This window comes from Streptomyces sp. NBC_00273, from assembly GCF_036178145.1.
Taxonomy (GTDB): Bacteria; Actinomycetota; Actinomycetes; order Streptomycetales; family Streptomycetaceae; genus Streptomyces.
The window spans coordinates 3,544,553-3,557,923 of the sequence record NZ_CP108067.1; the positions used below are offsets into that span (position 1 = coordinate 3,544,553).

Sequence of the window (13,371 nt, forward strand, 5' to 3'; positions counted from 1 at the left end):
CTGACAAGCCGGCTATTCCACCCCGACGAGGAGCGGAGCCGAGTACCGGCCGCCCCGGTAGGTGACGGTGTCCACCGCGAGGTGGCCCTGCTGGACGTAGGCCTCCAGGCGCTCGGCGACGGCGTCCGGTACGTCGGGTCCCAGGACCAGGGTGACGAGTTCGCCGCCGGAGCCCAGCATCCGGTCCAGGACGGCTTCGGCGGTCTCGGCCAGGCCCGAACCGATCACCGCGACGTCCCCGTCGATGAGGCCGAGCACGTCGCCGGCCTGGCAGATGCCGGCCGAGGTGAAGGACTGCCGTTCGGCGAAGGCCAGTTCCCCGTACCGGGTGGCGCCGGCGGCCGCCGTCATGGCGACCACGTCCTCGTCGAAGCTGCCCTCGGGGTCGTGCACGGCGAGGGCGGCCAGGCCCTGGACCGCGGACCGGGTGGGGATCACGGCCACCCGTACGCCCTCGGCGCGGGCCTGTTCGGCCGCCGCGGCCGCGGCGGCGCGCAGTTCGGCGCCGCCGGGCAGCAGCACCACCTCGCGGGCGTGCGCGCGGCGGACGGCGTCGAGCAGTTCGGCCACGGCCGGCGGCTCCCCGGGGCGTACGAGCACGGTGGTCGCTCCCGCCTCCCCGCACAGCCCGGCCAGTCCCTCGCCGGGGACGACGGCGACCACGGCCCGCTGGGCGCGCTCGCCCCGTGCCCGGCGGCGCTCGTCCCCGAAGTGGGTGATCCGTATCCGGTAGGGCCGTCCGGCCACGACTCCGGCCTCCACGGCCGCGCCGGGGTCGTCGACGTGGACGTGGACGTTCCACAGTCCGTCGCCGCCGACCACGACCAGGGAGTCGCCGAGTCCGTCGAGGCGTTCGCGCAGTTCGCCGACGGCCGCCTCGGAGGCCTCCAGCAGGTAGATCACCTCGTACGCGGGTCCGTCCTCCTCCTGCGCGCAGGGGTCCGGCGACGACGGGACGGGCACCGCGCGGCCGCGCACCGGTTCGACGGCCGGTTCCTGGCCGGACAGGGCCTGCCACAGGGCGCCGAAGACGACGACCAGCCCGCAGCCCCCGGCGTCGACCACTCCCGCCCGGCCCAGTGCGGCGAGCTGCCCGGGGGTGTCGGCGAGGGCGGCGCGGGCCCCGTCGTAGGCGGCCCGGGCCACCTCTGACGCGGTCCCGGCGGCGGCTCCGGCCGCCTCGCCGGCCCGGGCGGCGGCGCCGGCGACGGTGAGCATGGTGCCCTCCACCGGGTGCGCGACGGCCGCGTACGCCTCCTCCGCGGCCCGGGTGAGCGCGCGGGCCAGCAGCCCGCCGGGGCCCCGTCCGGCCTGTTCCGCCGGCTCGGCGGGCTCGGCGCCGAGTACGTCGGCCACGCCGCGCAGCAGCTGCGCCAGGATCGTCCCGGAGTTCCCGCGGGCGCCCACCAGGGCTCCGTGCGCCCAGGCCCGTACGGCCTCGGCCAGGGAGGTCCGCCCTGTGCCGTCGGTCACCTCGGGGAAGGCCTCGGCGAGGCCTCGGTCGGCCGATTCGGCGGTGAGGTAGAGGTTGGTGCCGGTGTCGGCGTCGGCGACCGGGTAGACGTTGATCGCGTCGATGTCCTCGCGGGCCCGGCCCAGTGCGGCCAGGGCCAGCGAGCTCCAGGTGCGCACCGCTTCGGCGTCGAGCTCGTCAGGGGACTGCGGCTGCGGCTCGTGCGGCACCGGGCGTTCCTCCTCGTGCGGGCCAGGGTTCACCGCAGGGTAACGAAGGACCGCCCGTGCTTCGGGACCGCGGGGCGGCAGCAGCGGCGGCCATGGTAGTTTTCTTGGACGGACGCAGTCGTTGTATGCTGCTCCGGTTGCCCGGCGAGAGTCGGGCCATTCCCCCGGCAAACCACTTCAGACCTCTGAATCCGGTGCGCCGGTTTCACTGTAATTGCATCTGAAGTCTTGGAGTGACCTGTGGCTGCCAACTGCGACGTTTGCGCCAAGGGGCCGAGCTTCGGCAACAACATCTCCCACTCGCACCGCCGCACCTCGCGTCGCTGGAACCCGAACATCCAGCGCGTCCGTGCCGTGGTCAATGGGACGCCGAAGCGCCTCAACGCCTGCACCTCGTGCATCAAGGCCGGCAAGGTCTCGCGCTGACGCCTCCCGTCGTAGCGCAGCCCTTTCCGGTTGCCAAAAAGGCCGGTTCACCTCTGGTGAACCGGCCTTTTGCCTTGTCCGGGGGCCTGGTCGGACACCCGGCCGGTGGGCCGGCCTGGCCGTCGCGGCGGGTTCAGCGCCACTGCCAGGCGTGATCCACCGGGCCGATGCCCCCGCCGAGCGCGAAGCCGGCGGCGATGGCGCCCGTGACGTACTCCTTGGCGGCCGTGACCGCCTCCGGGACGGTCAGTCCCTTCGCCAGGCCCGCCGCGATCGCGCTGGCCAGGGTGCAGCCGGTGCCGTGGGTGTGCCGGTTGTCGTGACGCGGGGCGCGCAGCCACCGCTCCTCGGTGCCGTCGGTGAGCAGGTCCACCGCCTCGTGGCCGTGCGCCGCGAGGTGTCCGCCCTTGATCAGCGCCCACCGCGGCCCGTGGCCGAGGACCGCGTCGGCGGCCCGCCGCATGTCGTCCTCGGTCTCCACCACCACACCCGTGAGCTGGGCCACCTCGTCCAGGTTGGGGGTGGCCACCGTGGCCCGCGGCAGCAGCTCCTTGCGTACGGCGTCCAGCGCCGAGGCGGCGAGCAGCGCGTCCCCGTGCTTGGAGACCCCGACGGGGTCCACGACGGCCGGGGCCCGGGTGTCCGCGAGCAGCGCGGCCACCGTTTCCACCAGGACGGCGGAGGAGAGCATCCCGGTCTTCACGGCCCGGACCCCGATGTCGTCCGTCACGGCCCGGTACTGGGCCGTGACGGCCTCGGCGGGCAGTTCCCATACCCCGCGTACCCCGAGCGAGTTCTGCGCCGTCACGGCGGTCACCACGCTCATGCCGTGCACCCCGAGCGCCAGCATGGTCTTGAGGTCGGCCTGGATGCCCGCGCCGCCGCCGGAGTCGGATCCGGCGACGGTCAGGCACAGCGGCGGGGCGGTGCTCACAGCGCGCCGTCCTGGGCGGCCGGGTCGGCCCCGAAGTGGTCCCAGCCGCCGGTGCTGGTCCAGGGCGCGCCGTCGACGGTCACCTGGGGCAGCGCGGAGCGGTTGAGCACCTCGCCGATGACCTTCCAGCGGGCGGGGAGCTTCACGTCGGGCGGGAAGGTCGCCACGATCGCGTGGTCCTCTCCTCCGGTGAGCACCCACTGCAGCGGGTCCACGCCGACGGCCTGTCCGATGTCGTGCATCTGGGTCGGGATGTCGACGGCGGCCGAGCGCAGGTCGATCCGTACCTTGCTGGCTTCGGCGATGTGCCCGAGGTCGGCGATCAGGCCGTCGCTGACGTCGGTCATGGCGGTGGCGCCGAGTCCGGCGGCCGCGGGGCCCGCGTGGTACGGCGGCTCGGGGCGTCGGTGCGCCTCGACGAAGGCCCGCGGGGAGCGGAAGCCGCGCGAGAGCACGGCGAAGCCGGCCGCGGACCAGCCGAGCCAGCCGGTGACGGCGACGACGTCGCCGGGCTGGGCCCCGGAGCGCAGGACGGGCTCGTGGTTGCGCAGGTCGCCGAGGGCGGTGATGGCGACGGTGATGACGTCGCCGCGGACGACGTCCCCGCCGACCACGGCCGCGCCGGCGACCTGGCACTCGTCGCGGATTCCGTCCATCAGCTCGGTGGGCCAGGTGACCGGCAGTTCGGCGGGGACGACGAGGCCGAGCAGCAGCGCGGTCGGCACCGCGCCCATGGCGGCGATGTCGGCGAGGTTCTGCGCGGCGGCCTTGCGGCCGACGTCGTAGGCCGTGGACCAGTCGCGCCGGAAGTGCCGGCCCTCCAGCAGGATGTCGGTGCTCGCCACGACCCGCCGGTCGGGGGCGGACACCACCGCGGCGTCGTCGCCCGGTCCGAGCCGGACCGCCGGGGTGGTGGTGAGCCGTGAGGTGAGCTCCCTGATCAGCCCGAACTCCCCCAGCTCGCCGACAGTGCCCTTCATCGCTGTGCCCCTTCTTGCCCAGTCCGCTTGCGGTCGCGAGCCGTCTCAGCTCTGGGTACCGTCAACAGATACGTCAACTTCTGCTCTCCGTACGCCCCGCCGTGCGTGGCGCCGGGCCCGCGGGTCTCCCCGCGGCGCACGGCGACGCGGTACCGTGGCGTCCCTTCTTCCCCCGGCCCGTTCAATCGTGTGGGGCCCACCCGAAGGTTAGGGGAAATGATCCTCGTGGCCGCCCTGGAGGTTCCGTGGTACAGGCGTACATCCTTATCCAGACCGAAGTGGGCAAGGCGTCGTTCGTCGCCGAGTCCATCGGCCAGATCCCGGGGGTGATCCAGGCCGAAGACGTGACGGGCCCGTACGACGTGATCGTGCGCGCCCAGGCCGACACCGTGGACGACCTCGGCCGCATGGTGGTCGCCAAGGTCCAGCAGGTGGAGGGGATCACCCGCACCTTGACCTGCCCGGTGGTCCATCTGTAGCCCCCGTCTACTCTAGGCCGGTGATGTCCCTCCACCGCCGGCCCCTGCGTGTCCGCGCCTTGTCCGCCGTGCCCGCCTCGATGGCCGTCCTGGCCGCCGCGGCGTGCTCCCCGGGCGGGTCCGACGAAGCCCGGGTGGACCCACCGCCCACACCGCCCGCCGCCGTCGCGGGACTCTGTGCGGCACTGCACAAGGAGCTCCCCGAGACGGTGGCCGGCCTGGCGCGGACCAGAACCGAACCGGAGTCCGATCTGACCGCCGCGTGGGGCGGTTCGGCGATCGTACTGCGGTGCGGTATCCCCAAGCCCCGCAAGATGCTCGATCCGAAGCAGGAGGGCGTCCACGTGAACGGAGTGGCCTGGCTGCTGGAGAAGCTCGACGACGGTTCCGGCGGCGGGTTCCGGTTCACCACCGGGATGCGGCTGGCCTACACCGAGGTCCAGGTCGACAAGGAGCACTCCACGGATGCGGGCATGCTGGTCGGCCTGTCCACGGCGATCACCGCGACCGTGCCCGAGGGCATCGCCTCCTACTGAGTACCGCGCTCCGCCCACCCGGGTACCGAGCACACCGCCGCCCGCCGACCGCCTTCGAAGGCGGTCGGCGGGCGGTCGGCTTTTCGGACGACTGTCAGCGCAGGCCGGTGGAGCGGCGCAGGGCCGCCTGGATCAGGCGGTCCACCAGCTCCGGGTACTCGATGCCCGTCTTCTGCCACATCAGCGGGTACATGGAGATCGGCGTGAAGCCCGGCATCGTGTTGATCTCGTTGATGACGAACTCGCCGTCTTCGGTGAGGAAGAAGTCGGCGCGCACCAGGCCCTCGCAGGACGCGGCCTCGAAGGCCTCGATCGCGAGCCGCTGCACCTCGGCGGTCTGCTCCGGGGTGAGCGGGGCGGGCACGATCCCGGTGGCGGAGTCGATGTACTTCGCCTCGAAGTCGTAGAAGTCGTGGCTGGACACCGGCGGGATCTCGGCGGGGACGCTCGCGCGCGGCCCGTCCTCGAACTCCAGGACCCCGCACTCGATCTCGCGGCCGCGCAGCAGCGCCTCCACGATGATCTTCGGGTCGTGGCGCCGGGCCTCCTTGACCGCGGCGTCCAGGCCGGAGGCGTCGTCGACCTTGGTGATGCCGATGGAGGAGCCGGCCCGGGCGGGCTTGATGAACAGCGGCCAGCCGTGCTCGGCGGCGAAGTCCAGGATCTTGCCCGTGGCGGCGTCCCGGTCGGCCTCCCACTCACGGGGGCGGATGGTCACGTACGGGCCGACGCTCAGCCCGAAGGAGGTGAACACCCGCTTCATGTAGTCCTTGTCCTGGCCGACGGCCGAGGCGAGGACGCCGGAGCCGACGTACGGGATGCCGGAGAGCTCCAGGAGGCCCTGGAGGGTGCCGTCCTCGCCGTACGGGCCGTGCAGCACGGGGAAGACGACGTCGACCTCGCCCAGGGCCTTGGGGACGGCGCCCGGTTCGGTGTAGACGACCTGGCGGCTGGCGGGGTCGACCGAGAGCACGACGGCGCCGTCCTCGGAGTCCGCGAGCTCCTCGACACTCGGGAGCGTGCGGTCGGCGATGGCCATCCGCTCGGGCTCGTCGGCGGTCAGCGCCCATCGGCCGTCCGTGGTGATGCCGATGGGCAGCACCTCGTACTTGGAGCGGTCGATGGAGCGCAGTACGGCGCCCGCCGTGACGACCGAGATGGCGTGTTCCGAGCTGCGGCCGCCGAACACGACGGCCACGCGGGGCTTGCGGCCCTGCTGCTCAGGGGTCTGGGGGAGGTTCTCGCTGCTCATATCGCCACGAGAGTACCCGCTCAAGCGTCCGGAAAGGAGCTAGCGACGTTCCGGTTTGGCGCTGCGACCCATCAGGTCCTTGAGCGCGACCAGGGTCGGCTTGCCGTGGTGGACGATGTCCACCACCGTGTCGGTGATCGGCATGTCCACCCCGTGGCGGCGGGCCAGATCCGCCACCGACTGGCAGGACTTGACGCCCTCGGCGGTCTGCTTGGTGACCGCGATGGTCTCCTCCAGGGTCATCCCGCGGCCGAGGTTGGTGCCGAAGGTGTGGTTCCGGGAGAGCGGCGAGGAACAGGTGGCGACCAGGTCGCCGAGGCCCGCGAGGCCGGAGAAGGTGAGCGGGTCGGCGCCCATCGCCACGCCGAGGCGGGTGGCTTCGGCGAGTCCGCGGGTGATGAGCGAGCCCTTGGTGTTGTCGCCCAGGCCCATGCCGTCCGCGATGCCGACGGCGAGGCCGATGACGTTCTTGACGGCGCCGCCGAGCTCGCAGCCCGTGACGTCGGTGCTCGTGTACGGGCGGAAGTACGCGGTGTGGCAGGCGGCCTGGAGGCGCTGGGCCACGCTCTCGTCCACGCAGGCGACGACGGAGGCGGCGGGCTGGCGCGCGGCGATCTCGGCGGCCAGGTTGGGGCCGGTGACCACGGCGATGCGCTCGGCGGGGACCTTGGCCACCTCCTCGATGACCTCGCTCATCCGCTTGGCGGTGCCGAGTTCGATGCCCTTCATCAGCGAGACGAGCACGGTGTCGGGGGCCAGCAGGGGCGCCCACGCGGCGAGGTTCTCGCGCAGGGTCTGGGACGGGACGGCGAGGACGGTGAAGTCCGCGCCGGCCGCGGCCTCGGCCGGGTCGGTGGTGGCCCCGAGGTTCGCGGGGAGTTCGACGCCGGGGAAGTAGTCCGGGTTGGTCCGGCCGGTGTTGATGGAGTCGACCACCTCCTGGCGGCGGCCCCACAGCGTCACCTCGCAGCCGGCGTCGGCGAGCACGATGGCGAAGGCCGTGCCCCAGGAGCCTGTTCCGAAGACGGTCGCCTTCACGGGACGTGTCACTTCTTGCCCTCCCCTGCGGCCTTGCGCCGCTGTTCCGCCCTGGCGTTGCGATGGTCGTACGGCTGCTCGGGCGCGGTCTCGCCGCGCACCTCCTCCAGCAACGCGGTGATGGCCGCCATGATGACCTCGGTGACCTCCCGGAGGACCTCCGGGGTGGGTTCCCGGTCGTAGAAGGCGGAGAGGTCCACCGGCGGTCCGGCGAGCACCTGGAGGGTCTTGCGCGGGAAGAGCCGGACCTTGTTCTCCTTGGCGTAGGGCGGCATCGCGAGGTTCGCGCCCCACTGGGCCACCGGAATGACGGGCGCCCTGGTGATCAGCGCCACGCGGGCGGCGCCGGTCTTGCCGGCCATGGGCCACATGTCGGGGTCGCGGGTGAGGGTGCCCTCCGGGTAGAAGGCCACGCATTCGCCCCGCTCGATGGCGTCCACGGCGGCCCGGAATGCGTCCAGGGCGTTGGTGGACTCCCGGTAGACGGGGATCTGTCCGCTGCCGCGCAGGATGGCCCCGACGACGGGGACCTTGAAGAGGGCGGCTTTGGCGAGCAATCGGGGCACCCGGCCGCTGTTGTACTGGAAGTGCGCGTACGAGAGCGGGTCCAGATACGAGTTGTGATTGACGGCGGTGATAAAACCGCCCTCGGCCGGAATGTGCTCCATTCCCCGCCAGTCCCGCTTGAAGAGCACTACCAGCGGCGGTTTTGCGATGACCGCCGCCAGGCGGTACCAGAAGCCGATTCTGCGGCGGGACACTCGGACACCTTCCTCTAGGACCGGTGCGCGGCTTGGGCACCTCGTCGGCCGGACAAGTGTCACCCCACGCCCGGTCTCTGTCGAGAACACCGTACGCCCCGCTCACCCCGCCGGACTCCCGGGTTGCCCGGGCGGAGGCGACAATGGGCCGACACATGACCCGGCCATGACCTGACCGTGGCCGAAGGACGTGCCGGAGCGCACCGGAGGGAAGGGGTCCGTCACGAACGCCGTCTGGAGTCTGGTGGTCCCGCTGAAGCCCCTGGCGGTGGCGAAGAGCCGTCTCGCCCGGGCGGTGGGCGCCTCTCGTCCGGGCCTTGCCCTGGCCTTCGCCCAGGACACCGTCGAGGGGGCCCTGGCCTGCACGGCGGTCTCGGATGTGGTGGTCGTCACGGACGACGCCGCGGCCGGTGCGGAACTGGCGCGGCTCGGGGCGCGGATCGTCCCGGACGCCCCGGCGGCCGGGCTCAACGCGGCCCTGGGCCACGGGGCGCGGGCGGTGCGGTCGGGGCGGCCGGGGGCCGCGTTGGCCGCGCTGAACGCCGATCTGCCGGCGCTCCGACCCCGGGAATTGCAACGCGTGCTCGAAAACGCTTCGATATTTCCGCGGGCATTTCTGGCGGATGCGGCCGGAATCGGGACGACCCTGCTTTCTGCCGCGCCGGACGTGGAATTGACCCCCTCCTTCGGGGGGCCGTCACGGGCCAGGCATTCGGCCTCGGGGGCGGTGGAAATCGCCCTGGCGGACGTCGACAGCGTGCGCCGGGACGTGGACACCGCGGCCGATCTGCGCACCGCGCTCACCCTCGGTGTGGGGCGCCACACCGCCCGATACAGTGCCCGTATGCAGGCGACCGCGTACACGTACGACTCCCAGACCCGCAGCGGCAGCGTGCTGCTGGACGACGGCACTCCGGTGCCCTTCGAGGCCCCGGCGTTCGACGCGGGCGGCCTGCGGCTGCTGCGGCCCGGGCAGCGGGTCCGGATCGAGACGGACGGCGCGGGCGCAGACCTGCGGATCACCCTCGTGACCCTGCAGACGTTCTGAAGGGACGGCCGCCCGCGACCCCGACCGGTCGCCGGTGCGGCGGACGCACCGCGGGCCGGCTCCCCCACACGGGGAAAGCCGGCCCGGCCTGTGTGACGCGTGCCCCTACTTCTTGCGGGCGGTGGTCTTCTTCGCGGTGGCCTTGCGCGTCGCCGTCTTCTTGGCGGGCGCCTTCGTCGCTGCGGTGACCTTCTTGGCCGCCGGCGCGGTCTTCTTCGCCGCGGCGGTGGTCTTCTTCGCGGCGGCAGTGGTCTTCTTGGCCGCGGCGGTGGTCTTCTTGGCGGCCGCGGTGGCCTTCTTCGCCGTGGCGGTGCTCTTCACCGCAGCCTTCTTGGCGGTCGCCGTGGCCTTCTTGGCCACGACCTTCTTTGCGACCGTGGTCTTTGCCGCGGCCTTCTTGGCGGTGGTGGCCTTCTTCGCCGCGGCCTTCTTGACCGTCGCGGAGGCACCACCCGTGAGGCTGCCCTTGGGCGCCTTCTTCACCGACACCTCGCCACCCTTGGGGAGCTTCTTGGTGCCGCTGACCAGGTCTTTGAAGCCCTGGCCGGCACGGAAGCGGGGCACAGAGGTCTTCTTGACCCGGACGCGCTCACCCGTCTGCGGGTTGCGGGCGTAACGGGCCGGACGGTCGACCTTCTCGAACGAGCCGAAGCCCGTGACCGAGACCCGGTCGCCCGCGACGGTAGCGCGGACGATCGCGTCCAGTACCGCGTCGACAGCGTCCGCGGCCTGCTGGCGGCCGCCCAGCTTGTCGGCAATCGCTTCTACGAGCTGCGCCTTGTTCACGTCTTCCCCTTCGGAGACTTCGCCAGAACGAATGTGTTCAAGCTTATTTCGCACGTTAGGCGGATATATACCGCAAATCAAACACGAAACGGGCTAATCACCCTAGTGCCGCAACGCTGTAGGCCGTTACGGAGTTCCTTCGCATCAGTCGCCTTCAGGGAATCGACCCTCGTCGAGGTCCTTCATCAACCTGTCCAGGCGCCTTGCCGCATCGGCGAGATCATGCTTCGCCGCGGCCGTGACGACCAACAGCTTCCGGGACAGCGCCATCCTTACGCCCTCCGGGACTTGCAGTGAGCGCACCCGTGTGTGTGCTTCTTTCAGCCGGTCCGCGACGAGTTCGTAGAGCTCGAGTTGACTGTCGCGTTCCATGCACAGATTGTGCCATCTGGGGCGAGTTGTCGCCTCACGGGGCCTCAACAAACGGCTGTGCCCCCCGCTGGAGGGCGGGGGGCACGGTGTTGTCGACGTGATCACCCGAAGGTGAATAAGCGCTGATCAGGCAGGAATCAGGCCTGAATCGTGCGCGGCTTGAAGGTGGGGCGGGCGCTTTCGTACGTGGCGATGTCCGCTTCGTTCTGAAGGGTGAGCGAGATGTCGTCCAGCCCCTCCAGCAGACGCCAGCGGGCGTTGTCGTCGAGTTCGAACTCCGCGACGACGCCTTCCGCTCGCACCTGGCGGTCGACCAGGTCGACCGTGATCTCGGCGGTCGGGTCGGCCTCCGTCAGCTCCCACAGCCGCTCGACGGTCTCCTGCGGGAGGACGACGGTCAGCAGACCGTTCTTCAGGGAGTTCCCGCGGAAGATGTCGGCGAAGCGGGAGGAGATGACCGTCTTGAAGCCGAAGTTCTGCAGGGCCCAGACGGCGTGCTCGCGCGAGGAACCCGTACCGAAGTCGGGGCCGGCGACCAGTACGGTCGCGCCGGCGCGCTCCGGGCGGTTCGTGACGAACTCGGGGTCCTTGCGCCAGGCCTCGAAGAGCCCGTCCTCGAACCCGTCGCGGGTGATCTTCTTCAGCCAGTGGGCCGGGATGATCTGGTCGGTGTCGACGTTGCTGCGGCGCAGCGGGACGGCCCGGCCGGTGTGGGTGGTGAAGGCTTCCATGGTTCAGACTCCGGCGGTCGCGTCGGCGGCGGACAGGTCGGCGGGCGAGGCCAGATGGCCCAGCACCGCGGTGGCGGCGGCCACCTGCGGGGAGACCAGGTGGGTGCGCCCGCCCTTGCCCTGCCGGCCCTCGAAGTTGCGGTTGGAGGTGGACGCGGAGCGTTCACCGGGCGCCAGTTGGTCGGGGTTCATGCCCAGGCACATCGAACAGCCCGCGTGCCGCCACTCGGCGCCGGCCTCCTTGAAGACCTTGTCCAGACCCTCTTCCACGGCCTGCAGGGCGACGCGGACCGAGCCCGGGACGACCAGCATCCGTACGCCGTCGGCGACTTTGCGGCCCTCGACGATGCCGGCGACGGCGCGCAGGTCCTCGATGCGGCCGTTGGTGCAGGAACCTACGAAGACGGTGTCGACCTTGATGTCCCGCAGCGGCTGTCCGGCAGTCAACCCCATGTATTCCAGGGCCTTTTCGGCGGCCAGGCGCTCCGAAGCGTCCTCGTACGAAGCCGGGTCGGGGACGTGCGCCGACAGCGGCGCGCCCTGGCCCGGGTTGGTGCCCCAGGTGACGAAGGGGGACAGCGCGGTGCCGTCGATGACGACCTCCGCGTCGAAGACCGCGTCGTCGTCCGTGCGCAGGGTCTTCCAGTACTCGACCGCCGCGTCCCAGTCCTTGCCCGTGGGGGCGTGGTCACGGCCCTGCAGGTAGTCGAAGGTGGCCTGATCAGGGGCGATCATGCCCGCGCGGGCGCCGGCCTCGATCGACATGTTGCAGATGGTCATGCGGGCTTCCATCGACAGCTCCTCGATGGCCTCGCCCCGGTACTCCAGGATGTAGCCCTGGCCGCCGCCGGTGCCGATCTTGGCGATGATCGCCAGGATCAGGTCCTTCGCGGTGACGCCCTCGGCCAGCGCGCCGGTGACGGTGATGGCCATCGTCTTCGGGCGGGCCAGCGGCAGCGTCTGGGTGGCCAGTACGTGCTCGACCTGGCTCGTGCCGATGCCGAAGGCCAGCGCACCGAAGGCGCCGTGCGTGGAGGTGTGCGAGTCGCCACAGACCACGGTGGTGCCGGGCTGGGTCAGGCCCAGCTGCGGTCCCACGACGTGGACGACGCCCTGCTCGACGTCACCCAGCGAGTGCAGGCGCACGCCGAACTCGGCGCAGTTCGCCCGCAGCGTCTCCAGCTGGGCGCGGGAGACCGGGTCGGCGATCGGCTTGTCGATGTCGAGGGTGGGGGTGTTGTGGTCCTCGGTCGCGATGGTGAGGTCGAGGCGTCGGACCTTGCGGCCGGCCTGGCGCAGTCCTTCGAAGGCCTGCGGGCTGGTCACCTCGTGCAGCAGGTGCAGATCGATGAAGAGGAGGTCGGGCTCGCCTTCGGCGCGCCGGACGACATGGTCGTCCCAGACCTTCTCCGCGAGTGTCCTACCCATCGCTTTCCCTCCGGCCGGCCGGTTGTGCCGGCGCTTCATAGAGATCTTGTGCGCCGTGCCGTCCGTACCCCACGTCCCGGACGACGGCTCGGACCCAGTGGTTCGTGGACCCGCACATACAGACTCGCTGGTTCTTGGAAAAATTGAACTTGCGTTTCACAGTGTGAGACGCGAATATCGTTTCATGGACAACTCTAGCGGCGTCGGCGTTCTCGACAAGGCAGCTCTGGTATTGAGCGCACTGGAGTCCGGTCCGGCCACCCTCGCCGGGCTGGTCGCGGCGACAGGGCTCGCACGACCCACGGCACATCGCCTTGCCGTGGCACTGGAACACCACCGGATGGTGGCGAGGGACATGCAGGGCCGGTTCATCCTCGGACCGCGGCTGGCGGAGCTCGCCGCCGCGGCCGGCGAGGACCGCCTGCTGGCCACGGCGGGACCGGTACTCACCCACCTCCGTGACGTGACGGGAGAGAGCGCGCAGCTCTACCGCCGTCAGGGAGACATGCGCATCTGCGTGGCGGCCGCTGAGCGGCTGTCGGGTCTTCGGGACACCGTCCCGGTGGGCTCGACGCTTCCGATGAAGGCCGGTTCGGCCGCGCAGATCCTGATGGCTTGGGAGGAGCCCGAGCGGCTCCACCGCGGCCTTCAGGGCGCGCGCTTCACGGCGACGGCGCTCTCGGGCGTACGGCGTCGCGGCTGGGCGCAGTCGATCGGCGAACGGGAGCCCGGCGTGGCCTCCGTCTCGGCGCCGGTGCGCGGGCCGTCGAACCGCGTGGTGGCCTCCGTATCGGTCTCCGGACCGATCGAGCGGCTGACCCGTCACCCGGGCCGGATGCACGCCCAGGCCGTCATCGACGCGGCCGCCCGGCTCACGGAGGCCCTGCGCCGCTCCGGCTGAGCCCCTCCCCGGCCCA

Annotated in this window: 14 protein-coding genes and 1 pseudogene; 5 read left to right on the forward strand and 10 right to left on the reverse strand. The window is 71.5% G+C overall.

The genetic code is table 11. From position 1 onward, the window contains the following. Window positions 1-12: 12 nt before the first annotated feature. Entirely contained in the window at window positions 13-1,683 is a 1,671-nt protein-coding gene (locus tag OG386_RS14805) for a DAK2 domain-containing protein (protein WP_328788563.1), read from the reverse strand. A gap of 240 nt (window positions 1,684-1,923) precedes the next feature. On the opposite strand from OG386_RS14805, the gene rpmB reads away from it, so the two are divergent. Next, window positions 1,924-2,109: a 50S ribosomal protein L28 gene (gene rpmB / locus OG386_RS14810; RefSeq protein WP_007266795.1), complete on the forward strand. Its 186-nt coding sequence runs from the start codon at window positions 1,924-1,926 to the stop codon at window positions 2,107-2,109. A 133-nt stretch (window positions 2,110-2,242) separates the two neighbouring features. Here rpmB and thiD read toward each other — a convergent pair whose 3' ends face one another. Both thiD and OG386_RS14820 read right to left on the reverse strand, forming a co-directional pair. Beyond that, window positions 2,243-3,043 (reverse strand): bifunctional hydroxymethylpyrimidine kinase/phosphomethylpyrimidine kinase, encoded by an 801-nt coding sequence (gene thiD / locus OG386_RS14815; RefSeq protein ID WP_328788564.1) that lies wholly within the window; start codon window positions 3,041-3,043, stop codon window positions 2,243-2,245. Then, window positions 3,040-4,023, reverse strand: a complete 984-nt coding sequence (locus tag OG386_RS14820; protein ID WP_266605349.1) for a thiamine-phosphate kinase — start codon at window positions 4,021-4,023, stop codon at window positions 3,040-3,042. The genes thiD and OG386_RS14820 overlap by 4 nt, the downstream gene beginning before the upstream one ends. A gap of 245 nt (window positions 4,024-4,268) precedes the next feature. On the opposite strand from OG386_RS14820, the gene OG386_RS14825 reads away from it, so the two are divergent. Both OG386_RS14825 and OG386_RS14830 read left to right on the forward strand, forming a co-directional pair. Beyond that, on the forward strand, window positions 4,269-4,502 hold the full coding sequence (locus tag OG386_RS14825; RefSeq protein WP_030011290.1) for an Lrp/AsnC family transcriptional regulator: 234 nt from the start codon (window positions 4,269-4,271) through the stop codon (window positions 4,500-4,502). Window positions 4,503-4,525: 23 nt separating this feature from the next. Continuing rightward, the gene (locus tag OG386_RS14830) at window positions 4,526-5,038 is read left to right on the forward strand and encodes a DUF3515 family protein (protein ID WP_328788565.1); all 513 of its coding nucleotides are present in this window, start codon (window positions 4,526-4,528) and stop codon (window positions 5,036-5,038) included. A gap of 94 nt (window positions 5,039-5,132) precedes the next feature. Here OG386_RS14830 and OG386_RS14835 read toward each other — a convergent pair whose 3' ends face one another. Genes OG386_RS14835 through OG386_RS14845 form a run of 3 tightly spaced genes read right to left on the reverse strand, consistent with a single transcriptional unit; the run spans window position 5,133 to window position 8,089 of the window. After that, window positions 5,133-6,290, reverse strand: a complete 1,158-nt coding sequence (locus OG386_RS14835) for a D-alanine--D-alanine ligase family protein (RefSeq protein ID WP_328788566.1) — start codon at window positions 6,288-6,290, stop codon at window positions 5,133-5,135. A gap of 39 nt (window positions 6,291-6,329) precedes the next feature. Beyond that, entirely contained in the window at window positions 6,330-7,340 is a 1,011-nt protein-coding gene (locus OG386_RS14840) for an NAD(P)H-dependent glycerol-3-phosphate dehydrogenase (protein ID WP_328788567.1), read from the reverse strand. Continuing rightward, the gene (locus tag OG386_RS14845) at window positions 7,337-8,089 is read right to left on the reverse strand and encodes a lysophospholipid acyltransferase family protein (RefSeq protein WP_328788568.1); all 753 of its coding nucleotides are present in this window, start codon (window positions 8,087-8,089) and stop codon (window positions 7,337-7,339) included. The genes OG386_RS14840 and OG386_RS14845 overlap by 4 nt, the downstream gene beginning before the upstream one ends. Window positions 8,090-8,279: 190 nt before the next feature. Here OG386_RS14845 and cofC point away from each other — a divergent pair. Next, window positions 8,280-8,930: pseudogene (gene cofC / locus OG386_RS14850) on the forward strand (2-phospho-L-lactate guanylyltransferase); the annotation flags it as partial. Between the two features lie 312 nt (window positions 8,931-9,242). Here cofC and OG386_RS14855 read toward each other — a convergent pair. The 4 genes from OG386_RS14855 to leuC form a co-directional block, all read right to left on the reverse strand. Then, complete coding sequence (locus OG386_RS14855) at window positions 9,243-9,923, reverse strand: HU family DNA-binding protein (RefSeq protein ID WP_030009268.1); 681 nt, start codon at window positions 9,921-9,923, stop codon at window positions 9,243-9,245. 144 nt (window positions 9,924-10,067) lie between these two features. Continuing rightward, the gene (locus tag OG386_RS14860; RefSeq protein WP_030009267.1) at window positions 10,068-10,295 is read right to left on the reverse strand and encodes a hypothetical protein; all 228 of its coding nucleotides are present in this window, start codon (window positions 10,293-10,295) and stop codon (window positions 10,068-10,070) included. Window positions 10,296-10,432: 137 nt separating this feature from the next. Beyond that, window positions 10,433-11,026 (reverse strand): 3-isopropylmalate dehydratase small subunit, encoded by a 594-nt coding sequence (leuD, locus tag OG386_RS14865; protein ID WP_327383065.1) that lies wholly within the window; start codon window positions 11,024-11,026, stop codon window positions 10,433-10,435. 3 nt (window positions 11,027-11,029) lie between these two features. Next, window positions 11,030-12,454, reverse strand: coding sequence for a 3-isopropylmalate dehydratase large subunit (leuC, locus tag OG386_RS14870; protein ID WP_328788569.1), 1,425 nt, complete (start codon window positions 12,452-12,454; stop codon window positions 11,030-11,032). A gap of 184 nt (window positions 12,455-12,638) precedes the next feature. Here leuC and ndgR point away from each other — a divergent pair, with 184 nt between their 5' ends. Next, the gene (gene ndgR, locus OG386_RS14875; RefSeq protein ID WP_007266782.1) at window positions 12,639-13,355 is read left to right on the forward strand and encodes an IclR family transcriptional regulator NdgR; all 717 of its coding nucleotides are present in this window, start codon (window positions 12,639-12,641) and stop codon (window positions 13,353-13,355) included. Window positions 13,356-13,371 lie beyond the last annotated feature (16 nt).

Coding starts and splice junctions, on each gene's coding strand:
- OG386_RS14820 (WP_266605349.1), bottom strand. CDS start 4,023: ATGAAGGGCACTGTCGGCGAGCTGGGGGAGTTCGGGCTGATCAGGGAG.
- OG386_RS14830 (WP_328788565.1), top strand. CDS start 4,526: ATGTCCCTCCACCGCCGGCCCCTGCGTGTCCGCGCCTTGTCCGCCGTG.
- OG386_RS14835 (WP_328788566.1), bottom strand. CDS start 6,290: ATGAGCAGCGAGAACCTCCCCCAGACCCCTGAGCAGCAGGGCCGCAAG.
- OG386_RS14860 (WP_030009267.1), bottom strand. CDS start 10,295: ATGGAACGCGACAGTCAACTCGAGCTCTACGAACTCGTCGCGGACCGG.
- leuD (WP_327383065.1), bottom strand. CDS start 11,026: ATGGAAGCCTTCACCACCCACACCGGCCGGGCCGTCCCGCTGCGCCGC.
- leuC (WP_328788569.1), bottom strand. CDS start 12,454: ATGGGTAGGACACTCGCGGAGAAGGTCTGGGACGACCATGTCGTCCGG.
- ndgR (WP_007266782.1), top strand. CDS start 12,639: ATGGACAACTCTAGCGGCGTCGGCGTTCTCGACAAGGCAGCTCTGGTA.